At 62.7% G+C, this 12,149-nt stretch carries 12 protein-coding genes; 1 reads left to right on the top strand and 11 read right to left on the bottom strand.

The features are described from left to right. Positions 1-7 precede the first annotated feature (7 nt). The 6 genes from nadA to ACR0JC_RS14610 all read right to left on the bottom strand — a co-directional run bounded on the left by nadA (position 8) and on the right by ACR0JC_RS14610 (position 6,438). The gene (gene nadA / locus ACR0JC_RS14585) at positions 8-1,060 is read right to left on the bottom strand and encodes a quinolinate synthase NadA (protein ID WP_170341650.1); all 1,053 of its coding nucleotides are present in this window, start codon (positions 1,058-1,060) and stop codon (positions 8-10) included. Between the two features lie 143 nt (positions 1,061-1,203). Then, complete coding sequence (locus ACR0JC_RS14590) at positions 1,204-2,214, bottom strand: endonuclease/exonuclease/phosphatase family protein (protein WP_170341799.1); 1,011 nt, start codon at positions 2,212-2,214, stop codon at positions 1,204-1,206. Then, positions 2,214-3,254: an ABC transporter ATP-binding protein gene (locus ACR0JC_RS14595; protein ID WP_170341652.1), complete on the bottom strand. Its 1,041-nt coding sequence runs from the start codon at positions 3,252-3,254 to the stop codon at positions 2,214-2,216. Before ACR0JC_RS14595 ends, ACR0JC_RS14590 begins: the two co-directional genes overlap by 1 nt. Before the next feature lie 10 nt (positions 3,255-3,264). Beyond that, positions 3,265-4,149 (bottom strand): ABC transporter permease subunit, encoded by an 885-nt coding sequence (locus tag ACR0JC_RS14600; RefSeq protein ID WP_170341801.1) that lies wholly within the window; start codon positions 4,147-4,149, stop codon positions 3,265-3,267. A gap of 36 nt (positions 4,150-4,185) precedes the next feature. Further along, the gene (locus ACR0JC_RS14605; RefSeq protein WP_093963282.1) at positions 4,186-5,067 is read right to left on the bottom strand and encodes an ABC transporter permease subunit; all 882 of its coding nucleotides are present in this window, start codon (positions 5,065-5,067) and stop codon (positions 4,186-4,188) included. 63 nt (positions 5,068-5,130) lie between these two features. Continuing rightward, positions 5,131-6,438: an extracellular solute-binding protein gene (locus ACR0JC_RS14610; RefSeq protein WP_437342531.1), complete on the bottom strand. Its 1,308-nt coding sequence runs from the start codon at positions 6,436-6,438 to the stop codon at positions 5,131-5,133. A 219-nt stretch (positions 6,439-6,657) separates the two neighbouring features. Here ACR0JC_RS14610 and ACR0JC_RS14615 point away from each other — a divergent pair, with 219 nt between their 5' ends. Next, positions 6,658-7,671: a LacI family DNA-binding transcriptional regulator gene (locus ACR0JC_RS14615; RefSeq protein ID WP_170341655.1), complete on the top strand. Its 1,014-nt coding sequence runs from the start codon at positions 6,658-6,660 to the stop codon at positions 7,669-7,671. Between the two features lie 22 nt (positions 7,672-7,693). On the opposite strand, the gene ACR0JC_RS14620 is transcribed toward ACR0JC_RS14615, so the two are convergent. The 5 genes from ACR0JC_RS14620 to ACR0JC_RS14640 are packed head-to-tail and all read right to left on the bottom strand — an operon-like array spanning position 7,694 to position 12,090. Beyond that, complete coding sequence (locus tag ACR0JC_RS14620; RefSeq protein ID WP_170341657.1) at positions 7,694-8,467, bottom strand: LamB/YcsF family protein; 774 nt, start codon at positions 8,465-8,467, stop codon at positions 7,694-7,696. 16 nt (positions 8,468-8,483) lie between these two features. After that, on the bottom strand, positions 8,484-9,500 hold the full coding sequence (locus ACR0JC_RS14625) for a 5-oxoprolinase subunit C family protein (protein WP_170341659.1): 1,017 nt from the start codon (positions 9,498-9,500) through the stop codon (positions 8,484-8,486). Continuing rightward, positions 9,497-10,225 (bottom strand): 5-oxoprolinase subunit B family protein, encoded by a 729-nt coding sequence (locus ACR0JC_RS14630; protein WP_170341662.1) that lies wholly within the window; start codon positions 10,223-10,225, stop codon positions 9,497-9,499. Before ACR0JC_RS14630 ends, ACR0JC_RS14625 begins: the two co-directional genes overlap by 4 nt. An 8-nt stretch (positions 10,226-10,233) precedes the next feature. Then, positions 10,234-11,529 (bottom strand): TRAP transporter large permease, encoded by a 1,296-nt coding sequence (locus tag ACR0JC_RS14635; protein WP_170341663.1) that lies wholly within the window; start codon positions 11,527-11,529, stop codon positions 10,234-10,236. 9 nt (positions 11,530-11,538) lie between these two features. Continuing rightward, positions 11,539-12,090: a TRAP transporter small permease gene (locus ACR0JC_RS14640; RefSeq protein ID WP_367647296.1), complete on the bottom strand. Its 552-nt coding sequence runs from the start codon at positions 12,088-12,090 to the stop codon at positions 11,539-11,541. Positions 12,091-12,149 lie beyond the last annotated feature (59 nt).

Below are 12,149 nucleotides of genomic sequence, written 5' to 3' on the forward strand. Positions count from 1 at the left end.
GCCCCGATCAAACTCCCAGCTTGCGCGATAGGTCGATCATCCGCTGAACCGAAAGGCGCGCTTTTTCCGCCACGTCGGGGTCAACCTCGACCTGACCGGTCATGGTGTCCAACGCATACAGCACCTTTTCCAGCGTGATCTTCTTCATGTAGGGGCACATGTTGCAGGGGCCGACGAAATCGACCTGCGGCAGCGCGTCGGCGATGTTCGACGCCATCGAACACTCGGTGATCAGCATCGCCTTTTCGGGCTGTTCGTCGGTGACGTATTTGATGATGCCGCTGGTCGAACCCGAGAAGTCGGCCTCGGCCACCACGTCGGGCGGGCATTCAGGATGCGCGATCAGGCGGGTGCCCGGGTTCCATTCGCGGAACTCGCGCAGGTCCTGCGCCGTATACTGTTCGTGCACGATGCACGAGCCTTCCCACCAGACCACGTTCTTCTGCGGCACGTCGCGGGCCACGTTCTGCGCCAGGTACTGGTCGGGGGTCATGATGACCGTGTCGCTGTCCATCGCCGCCACGATCTGCGCCGCGTTGGACGAGGTGCAGCAGATGTCGGATGCCGCCTTCACCTCGGCCGTGGTGTTCACATAGGTCACGACCGGCGCGCCGGGATAGCGGCGGCGCATCTCGGCAATGCCTTCGGCGGTGATCGACTCGGCCAGCGAACAGCCGGCCTCCATGTCTGGCATCAGAACCGTCTTTTCGGGGCTGAGGATCTTCGAGGTCTCGGCCATGAAATGCACACCGCATTGCACGATCACGTCGGCCTCGACCTCGGTCGCCTTGATGGCCAGCTGCAGGCTGTCGCCGACGAAGTCCGAAATGCCGTGATAGATTTCGGGCGTCATGTAGTTGTGGCCCAGGATCACCGCGTTGCGTTCGGCTTTCAGATCGTTGATCGCCTTGACATAGGGCGCGTAGATCGCCCAATCCGCTGGCGTGACGACTCGCGACATGCGGGCGTAGATGTCGCTCATGCTGGCGGCCAGCTCGGGCGACGGGGTCAGATCGAATTTCTCGGCAAGATGCGCGCGCTGCGCGGGGAGGTCAAACACTGGACTGGTTTTCCGCCTGTTGAATAGGTGGCCTCGTTCTTATGGGGTTTCCAAACCGTTTTCCACAGTCGAACCGCGAAAAAACGCCCCGAAACTCAACGGGACGTTGGGCCACGTGACCAAATATCGCGGACAGGCCGGAGTCACCCGGCGTCAGGCACCTCAACCGCGCACCAGACGCAGTCATGATCCGAGAGCGGCTTGGCGTCGGCGGTCAGCGACGACAGCAGACCCCGGTCGCGGCAGATCAGCCCCTTGCCGGCGAACCAGTCCAGCTTCATCACCCGGTCCGGGTGCGGCGTGATCAGGCTGGGCCGGGTAGTGTGGCCTTCGGTCGTGAACTCCCAGGAAAATCCGCGCTGCTCGGCGAGAGCAAACAGGGTTTCCCGGCGCCAGTCGAAATCCGGTGGCAGGTGGTTGCCGGTATTCAGATCGCCACCGATCAGCACCGGCATCCCAGGCGCAAACTCATCGAGCGCATCCAGCAGAAGCTGAAACTGCGTATGGCGATGCGCCGCCGCAGCATTGCTTTCCAGATGGGTGGAAACCACGCATACAGGCCCGTTCTCGGTCGCGACTTCTGCTGCAATTGCCATTCGGCCACCCAGCCGCGGTTGTTGCGGATCCGACGCCCCGGACTCGGCCGCAAACCAGTGGCCATGGTCGTCAAGACGGATCATGGCCACGCGTTTGAACGGAACCGAGGACAGAATCGCGTTCCCATGCCACCCGAGGGTGTTGAAATCATCCTTGCAAAAAGCGCGCTCGGTCGGGCCGCCCAGATCCAGTTCGTGGAACTCGACCCCAAAGGCGTAGGCCATACCCAGCTTGTCGGCCATTTCTGCCGTCGTGTGACGTTGACCGGTACGGGACATACCGTGGTCCACCTCGGACAGCAGAACGATGTCCGGGGTCACAGCCGCCAGGTGGGCTGCGCTTTCTTCGGGGAACAGGCAACGTTCCACATTCCAAGCCGCAGCCGAGAAACGTGCACCCAGAACGTCCCGGGTTGCGTTTCCGCCCAGTTGCACCGCGTTCATCGCCGGTGTCTGCGCCATCAGGGCGCGGTGCGCCTCGGCCGTTCGCGGCGCCGCCAATATGCGGTCTCGGACATCATCCGAGACCGGCGGCAAAGACGACACGATGTTCGTGATCACAGGGCTTTTCCGGTTTCCGGGTGGAACAGGCTGATCGCGTCGGGCTTGAGTGAGATCCGCGTTTCTCCGGGCGCGGCTTCGACATCCTTGCCCACGTGGATCGTGAACTCCTGATCTGCCAGACGCCCGTGCAACAGGCGGTGCGCGCCAAGCTCTTCGATGATGTCGACGTGAAAGGCGATCGAGCCCTCCGCCCCGATCAGTACATCTTCGGGTCGCACACCTACAGTCACCGCGCCAGACCCTTCGGCCGTGGCAAGCACCGTGTCGCCGTTGATCATCACGCGGCCGCCCTCCAGACGTGCGCCGATCAGGTTCATCGGCGGAGCGCCCATGAAGCTGGCCACGAAGGTCGAGGCCGGACGGTGATAGATCTCGGCCGGGGTGCCGATCTGTTCGATCCGGCCCGCGTTCATCACGATGATGCGGTCGGCCATGGTCATCGCCTCGACCTGGTCATGGGTGACGTAGATCGAGGTCACCCCCAGACGCCGCTGCAGCGCCTTGATCTCGATCCGCATCTGGTTGCGCAGCTTGGCATCGAGGTTCGACAGCGGTTCGTCGAACAGGAACAGCGCCGGATCACGCACGATGGCCCGTCCCATGGCAACCCGCTGGCGTTGACCGCCCGACAGTTGCGAGGGCTTTCGATCCAGAAACTCGTTCAGGTTCAGCATCGAAGCGGCTTCGGCCACCTTGCGGTCGATTTCGTCCTTGGGCGTCTTTCGATTTTTCAGACCATAGGCGATGTTCTTGCGCACGCTCATATGTGGGTACAGCGCATAGTTCTGGAACACCATGGCGATGTCGCGATCGGCCGGATCAACGTCATTCATGACGCGGCCATTGATCGTCAGTTCGCCTTCGGTGATTTCTTCCAGGCCGGCCACCATGCGCAGCAGTGTGGACTTGCCGCAGCCCGACGGGCCGACAAGAACCACGAATTCGCCATCACCGATGTCGAAACTGGACGGGGTCAGCGCCTCGGCGCCGTTGGGATAGATTTTTCGGATGTTCTTCAGGGATACCTGAGCCATTGATTCTGCCTTACTTGTCGGATTCCGTCAGGCCCTTGACGAACCAGCTTTGGAAAAAGATGACGACCATGACCGGGGGGATGATGGCGATGATCGCCAGCAGGTTGGCCCGGCCGTATTCGGGAATGCGGTTGCCCTCCAGCACCTGCGTGATCTGCTTGATCCCGCGCACCAGGGTGAACATGTCCTCTTCGGTGGTGATCATGGTGGGCCACAGATACTGGTTCCACCCGAACACGAACATGATGATGAACATCGCCGCAATCATCGTACGCGACAGCGGCACCAGGATGTCGATGAAGAATTTCACCGGGCCGGCGCCATCGATCCGCGCGGCCTCGACCAACTCTTCTGGAACCGAGCGGAAGAACTGCCTGAAGAAGAACGTGGCGGTGGCCGAGGCGATCAGCGGGATGATGAGGCCTTGATAGGTGTTCAGCATCCCCAGCTTCTGCACCACTTCGTACGAGGGCAGAATGCGCACCTCCAGCGGCAGCAACAACGTGGTGAAGATCACCCAGAAAGCCAGCGTGGCAAAGCGCAGCCGGAAATAGACGATCGCATAGGCCGCCATCATGCCGATGATGATCTTGCCGAGGGCAAAACCGATGCCCAGGATGAACGAGTTTTTGAGCATGTTCATGCCCGTGTTCTGGCCGGAAAAGCCCGAGGCCTCGAACATTGCCTTCTGGAAGTTGGGGCCAAGTTCGTCCCCGATCGTCAGGCTGGGTCCGGTTTTGATCACCTCGACATCCGGAACGGTCGTCATCTGGAAGATCATCAGCAGCGGCAGCATCATGAACAACGATCCGACGATCAGGATCGTGTGATCAAGTATCGTGGACAGTCGGATGCCGCGCTTTCGTGTTTGGGTGGGTGAAGTGGCGGACGCCATCGCAGGGGTATGTGCTTCGGTCATTGTCTGCCCTCCTTACGTGTAGTGGATGCGGCGCTCGACCAGCCGGAACTGGAACACCGTCAGGGCCAGAACCAGAACCATCAGAACGACCGACTGCGCCGAGCTGCCACCCAGGTCGTTGCCGCGGAAGCCGTCCACATAGACCTTGTAGACCAACGTCATCGGGTTGTTGCCCGGCTCACCCTTCACCATCGTGTCGATCACACCGAAAGTATCAAACAATGCGTAGGTGATATTGATGATCAGCAGGAAAAACCCGGTCGGCGCCAGCAGGGGGAAAGTCACGTCCCAGAACCGACCCGTGGATGAGCGGTTGTCGATCAAAGCCGCCTCACGCACCGATCGCGGGATCGATTGCAGGCCAGACAGAAAGAAGATGAAGTTCACCGGAACCTGTTTCCAGACCGAAACGATAACCATCGCGGTGGCAGTGTCATTGAAATTCACGCCCAGTTTGAAATCCCACCCGATCGAGCGCGCCAGTTCGGTCAATGGCCCCCAGCTCTGGTTGAACAGGATCAGGCCGATGAACCCCGCCACCGGCGGCGCCACGGCGTAAACCCACATCAGCAGCGTGCGATAGGTCTTGGCGCCGCGCAGCACATTGTCGGCCTTCACGGCCAGCAACAACGCGATCGACAGCGAAAAGAACGTGACCAAAACGGTGAAGATCACCGTGAACCAGGCAATGCTGAGATACTCGGAATTCCCGGCAAGGTCGCTGTAGTTGTCCAGCCCGACGAAGGTCGACCCAAACCCGAACGGATCCTGCAGGAAGAACGAAGACTGCACCGCGTGAGCGGCAGGCCAGTAGAAAAAGACCGCGATGATCAACAGCTGCGGCAACAGCAGAAGAACCGGCAGCCAGCGAGTGGAAAAACCAGCGCGTTTCATAAAAACTCCGAAAAAGGGAGGACGGTCGCACTTCTGCGACCGCCCGTTTCTTGGCGAGTGGGATCAGCTCTGGGTCTTTGCGAAACGCTCGAGCAGACCGTTGGCTTCGTCCTCGATTGCCTTGAAGGCGTCCTCGACCGAGGTTTCACCCGTCAGGATGCGGCCATATTCGCGGTTCATCACGTCGCGGATCTGGACGTAGAAGCCCATGCGATAGCCCTTGGTGTTTTCACCAGCAGGCAGCGACAGCTGCTTGATGCCGACTTCGGCGGCCGGAGCACGGTCATAGTGACCATCGCCCTTCGCCATTTCATAGGCGGCGGTGGTGATCGGAACATAGCCGGTCTCGCGGTGCCACATGTACTGGGTTTCGGGCTTGGTCAGGAACTCGAAGAACGCCGCGGTGGCCTTGTTTTCCTCGTCGCTCTTGCCGGCCATCGCGAACAGGGCCGCACCACCGATGAAGGTCTGCTTGGGTTCTTTGGTCACAGCTTCCCAATAGGGCAGGAAGGTGGCCGAAAACTCGAACGGCAGGTCCTTCTTGGACAGGCCGCCGAACGAACCGGACGAGCCCAGCCAGATGGCAACCTTGCCTTCTTCGAACGGAGTCTGGTTGTCGCTCCAGCCGGTGCCGTACCATTCGAAGAACCCGTTGTCCTTCCAGTCTTTGACGGCGGTGAAGTGTGCCTTGATCGCGTCGTTGTTGACAAGAATCTTGGTGCCGTCAGCGCCTTCATAGCCGTTGTCGTTGGTGGCAAACGGCAGGTCGTGGCGCGAATGGAAGTTCTCGGTGAAGATCCAGGGCAGATGCGACTGCGACAGGCCGATATAACCGGCCTCTTTCAGCGCCGGCGCCGTCACGGTCTGGAACTCTTCCCAGGTTTTCGGCGGCGTCACACCCGCTTTTTCCAGCGCATCGACGTTGTAATACATGATGGGCGAGGACGAGTTGAACGGCATCCCGATCATCTTGCCATCGCTGTCGGCATAGAAGTAGCGAACGCCCGAGATATAGTCTTCGATGTCGAACGCAACGCCGTTCTGTTCCAGCAGGTCCTGAACCGGAACGGTCGCGCCCTTGGCGCCAATCACGGTGGCGGCGCCGGCGTCGAATACCTGCAGGACGTTGGGCTGTTCACCCGCACGGAATGCGGCGATGCCGGCGGTCAGGGTCTCTTCATACGTGCCCTTGAAAACCGGCGTGATCTTGTAGTCGTCCTGGGACGCGTTGAAATCCTCGGCAATCTGGTTGACGGTGTCACCCAGGGCTCCTCCCATGGCGTGCCACCACGTAATCTCGACTTCGGCCGAGACCGTATTCGCTATCATCGCGAACGCGGCAGCAGCAGCACCTGTTTTGACGTTTATCATGTAGTTCCTCCGATTCATGTTGCGCCCCTACGGGCGGGCCAAAGCCCTGGAAACTATGGGGTATTTTCCCCGATGACATATTTCACATCCAGAAAAAGGCTGACACCTTTCGCAAAATGTGCACACGTGTTCACTAGCTTCCAACCGTGACAGTTTGATGAAAGATTCGATTCATTGCAAGAATGTTGAAACCCTCTGAACAGGCGAAACGCAAACCGCATGTGTAGCGAGAGAAACAAGGACGCAAAACGCCCCCGGCGCGCAACGGCCCAGACCGTTGCGGACCTTGCGGGCGTCTCGCGTTCAGCTGTTTCGCGCGCTTTCACGCCCGGTGCCTATGTCGATTCCGAGAAGCGTAGACGGATCCTCAAGATCGCAGCCGATACCGGGTATCAGCCGAATGCCCTGGCCGCTGGCCTCAAGGCCGGGCAATCAAATTTGGTCGCCGTCTTCGTCGGCAACATGCGCAGCCCCTACGACTCGGCCTTTGTCGGTGAACTGGCCCAGGCCCTGAGCGGGTTGAAGAAATGGCCCATTCTGATCGACCGAACCGGCGCCAACACGGATCAGGCGCTGCGAGAGCTGCTGCGCTATCCGTTGGACGCATTGATTCTGCGCGGCGGCAGCATGTCCGAAGAGATCGTCGACAGATGTGCGCGGTTCGGCATCCCGATGATCTCGTCAGGCCGTCCCGTTCAAGGGCCCCGTGTCGACAATGTCTGTTGCCGCAATGCCGATGGCATGATTATGATCACCGACTTGCTGATCAGCAGGGGGAGGCGCCGGTTCGGGTTTCTCAGCGGGCCCGAGGAGTTCTACTCGTCTTCGCGGCGTCGCGCCGGGGTCCTCCAGGCGCTGGATCGGGCGGGGCTTGACCTCTTGGCCGAATACCCGACTGATTACTCGGTCGACAGCGGATACGGCGCCGCGCGCAGTCTGCTGTCTCGCGCTTCTCTGGATGCGCTGGTCTGCGCCAATGACGCCACGGCGATCGGGGCGCTATCGGCTGCGCGCGATCTGTCTCTGAACGTACCCGGCGATTTGGCGATTGTTGGTTTCGACGACATCGCCATGGCGAAATGGCCGACATTCCGCCTGACGACAGTCCGGAACCCCATCGACGCCGCCGTTGACGCGATCATCGCGTTGCTGGAGCGTAGGCTCGTCGATCCCGGACGTCCCGAAGAGAGTATCTTTTTGGACCCCAGCGTCATCGAACGCGAGACGCATTGAACAGCCGCGTCGATCGAGAAGCCTAGGCAGGGCCACCGGCGAACTGCTTGAGCTCAACCCCGCTCTTCTGCAGGGCATGGCGGACACCGGCCGCAATCGACACCGCCGTGGGCGTGTCTCCATGCAGGCAGATCGTGTCGATGCGGGTCGGGATATGCTTGCCGCTTTCGGTGATGATCGCCCCGGCCTTGACCATCTCGACCATGCGCGCGGCGGCACGGTCGGGGTCGTGGATCACCGCGCCGGGCAGGCTGCGGTCGACCAGAGTGGCGTCATCGTTGTAGGCGCGATCGGCAAAGATCTCGCAAGCCACCGGACAGCCCAGGTCTCGCGCGGCGCGCTGCTGGGCGGTTCCGGCCAGAACCATGATGATCAGATCCGGAGCCACCGACAGCGCCGCCTCGTAGCAGGCACGTGCCATCGCCTGATCCTCGGACGCCATGTTGGCCAGCGCGCCGTGCAATTTCAGATGGCGCACCTGTCCGCCGGCCGCCCGCGCCATCGCCTGCGCCGCGCCGACCTGATAGCGGATCAGGTTCTGCAGCGACGGCAGGGGATAGTGCATCCGCTGACGCCCAAAGCCGTGCAGATCGGCAAAGCCGGGATGCGCGCCGATGCCCACGCCGTTTTCGACCGCCTGCGCCATCGTCGTGGCCATCACGTCCCAGTCGCCCGCATGAAACCCGCAGGCCACGTTGGCCGACGTAACGATCTTCAGCAGCGCCGCGTCATCGCCCATTTTCCAGGGGCCAAAGCTTTCGCCCATATCGGCGTTCAGATCGACTTGATGTGCCATGGCACAGGCTCCTTTTCTACAAAACGTCTTCTTCGCGGGCGATGGCGCCGCTGACCAGTTGATAGGATAGCAGGTCGGACATGCTGCGCGGATCGCGGATCAGCGGGCGCAGCGCCCGAGGCAGCGCGGCCCGGGCCTGGGCGGCGGCGCGCTCGGCCGCCACCGCTTCGTCCATCGACACGAAGCGGAACCGCAGATCGACCCCGGCCGGGGCCTGCGCCACCTTGGGCAGGTCGCAGGGCAGAACGGTGCCGATGCGGGGATAGCCGCCGGTGGTCTGGCACTCGGCCAACAGCACGAAGGGCGTGCCGTCGCCGGTGACCTGGATGTCACCCGGCACGATGGTTTCCGACAGCACGCTGCGTCCGCCCGAGACATGAAAGCCCGGCCCATCACTTTCCAGCCGCACGCCCATGCGGTTGGCGCGCGCGTCCCGACGGAACGCGGTACCTTGCAGCCGCTCCAGAACGTCTGGGGCGAACAGGTCAGTCTGGAAGCTGGCCACGATGCGGATTTCCCCGCCCGAAAACCGGTCGTCAGGGTCGAAGGTCATCCCGGTTGCACCGCCCGCGTACGGGCCGATCGCCAGCCGGTCCCCTGCCTTCAGCAGAGCACCGATCCCCGCCGTCAGATGCGCCGAACAAGCGCCCAGAACCGGATCGCCCTGAACCCCGCCGCCGACGCTGAGATATCCATAGCTGCCGGCCACGGCTGGTCCGATGCTCAACCGCGCGCCCGCAGGCAGCAGGTGCGAGGCGTTCCAGACCGCGGTCGCGCCATCGATCTGCGCCCGCATCCGGGCGCCTGTCAGAGCGATGCGCAGGTCCTGATCAGCCTGGAACTCGCCGCCCATGCCGGCCATTTCCACGGCGGCAAGGTCGCCGGGCTGCCCTAGCAACGCCGCGCCTTCGGCCAGGGCAAGGCGGTCTACTGCACCGCCGCGCGACAGGCCCATGTCCAGATATCCGGGCCGTCCCAGGCCCTGCACCGTCAGGCCGGGCCCGGCGCGCAGAATGGTCAGATGCGCGCTCATGCCAGCGCCTCGCAACTGGCGCCGCCGCGCGGATCGCTGCGCATCCGCGCCAGCGTTTCCGGGTTGGTGGGCGTGAACTGCACCTCATCCCCGGGGCGCAAAAGGAAAGGTTCGGGAACATCCGGCTGGAACAGACGGATGGCGGTCTGGCCCACATGCTGCCAGCCGGTCGGCGTGGTGACCGAGAACAGCACAAGCTGCCGCAGCGCCACCACCAGCGCGCCTTCGGGCACGCGCGGGGTCAATTCCTTTTGCCTGGGGATGTCCCAGGCGGGCGGCAATTCACCCAGATAAGGCTGGCCGGGGGCAAAGCCGATGGTCTGCACCCGCACCCGCGCTTCGGACAGCGACCGGATCGCCTCGGCCTCGGACAAGCCCGCCGCCTGCGCCGCCTGCTCCAGCTGCGGCGCCAGATCCGTACCGAAGACGGTGGGTACCCGCCAAAGCCTGCGCCCGCCGGGCAGGTCGGCCGCGTACCAATCGCGCTGGTCCAGCAGCGCCTGCACCTGCTGTCGCAGCGCGGCATGCGTCAGGCGCAGCGGATCAAACCGGACGAAGGCCGAGACCAGTGAGGACGAGGTTTCCTCGACCCCCGCCCAGCCTTCCGCCTCGAGCGCGGCGCGAAAGGCCAGCGCGGCCCGGTTGGCCGGTTCGCTGAGTGCGGCGGCAAAGCTGATCAACAGCCCGTCCACCCCGGCGGTACGTATGATCGGAAAATCTTGCATTGCCCCCGTCACATCTGGTTCGGCAGATAGGTCACGATGCCAGGGAAAACCACGATGATCACCAGCGCCACGATCATCAGGAAGAAGAACGGCAGCGCCGCATGGGCCACCCGCAGGATGTCGCGCCCGGTCAGCGATTGCAGCACGAACAGGTTGAAGCCAACGGGCGGGGTGATCTGCGACATCTCGACCACGATCACCAGGAAGATGCCGAACCACAGCGGGTCGATCCCCGCCTGCATCACCATCGGCATGATGACCGAAGCCGTCAGCACCACGACCGAGATCCCGTCCAGAAAACACCCCATGATCACGAAGAACACGGTCAGTGCCGCCAGCAGCGTGAAGGTGGACAGGCCCAGCGACCCGATCCATTCTGCCAACACGCGCGGAATGCCGGTGAAGCCCATCGCCACGGTCAGGAACGAGGCCCCTGCAAGGATGAAGGCAATCATGCACGAGGTCACGGTGGCTCCCATCAGCCCATCGACGAAGCTGGCCCGGGTCAACGTGCCCTCGCGCCAGGACAGAAGCAGCGCCAGCACCACGCCCACGGCGGCCGCATCGGTGGGCGAGGCTATCCCGGCATAGATCGAGCCGATCACACCGACGATCAGCAGGATCACCGGCACCAGTCGGCGCGAGCGACGCAGTTTTTCCGCGAAACTCGCCCGAATATCCTCGGTGGGCAGGCTCGCGCGGTTGATCAGCGCCCAGATTGCGACATAACCCACGAACAGCGACACCAGCAGTAGTCCCGGTAGAACTCCGGCCACGAACAGGCGGGCGATGGATTGCTCGGTCGCCACGCCATAGACGATCAGGATGATCGACGGCGGGATCAGCAGGCCCAGCGTGGCCGAGCCGGCCAGCGTACCGATGATCATCTTCTCGGGATAGCCGCGGCGCGAGAGTTCCGGGATCGACAGCTTGCCGATCGTGGCCGCCGTGGCCGCCGACGACCCGGACACAGCCGCAAATATCCCGCAGGCAAAGACGTTCACATGCAGCAACTGCCCCGGCAGTCGGTTCATCCAGGGCGACAGGCCGGTGAACATGTCCTCGGACAGGCGCGAGCGGAACAGGATCTCGCCCATCCAGATGAACAGCGGCAGCGCCGCCAACGCCCAGGAATTGCTGTGCCCCCACAAGGTGGTCGCCATGACCAGCCCCAGCGGCGCATCCGAAAACAGCGCCATCGCCGCGATCCCGACCCCCAGCAGCGAAAACGCCACCCACAGGCCCGACCCCAGAAAGGCGAACAGCAGAACAAGAAGAATGATGGAAAGCGTGGCAATCGACATCTGCTGGCCCTATTCGCTCAAAAGGTTTTCGCCCTTGCCGTCCCAGCTGGGCGCGCGGCCCGCCAGCAGACCGACAAGTTCGTCGATCAGGGCAAGTGTCAGGATGGCCAGCCCCAGCAGGACCGGCATCTGCACGATCCACAACGGCACCGAAACCATGCCCGGGCTGCGGTCGCCATATTCCAGAGATTCCAGCACCAGCAGGCCCAGATACCAAGTGGCATAGGCGCTCATGGCCAGGGCAACCGTCACCACGCAGATCTCGGTCAGGCGGCGCGGCCCCTTGGGCATCCGCCCGATCAGCAGCGTCACCCGGATATGCCCTCCGGCGCGCAACGCATAAGCCAGCGCCAGAAAGCTGGATGCGGCCAGAAAGAATCCGGTGAAATCGGCATAGGACGGGATGGTCAGGCCCACGCCCTGCCCGGTCAACGCGGCCCAGACCTTGTCGGCCAGGTTCAACCCGACCTGCGCAAAGACCAGCAAGACGATGGCCAGAATGAACAGCGCCGCCAATCCGCCGGCCGCACGATAGATGAAATCAAGACTGCGCCGCAGCATCGCCATCCCCTCCCCTTGTTGTCGAACCGCGGCCGGACGTGTCGCGCCCGGCCGGGTCG

It is taken from the genome of Ruegeria sp. CH5, from assembly GCF_056537025.1.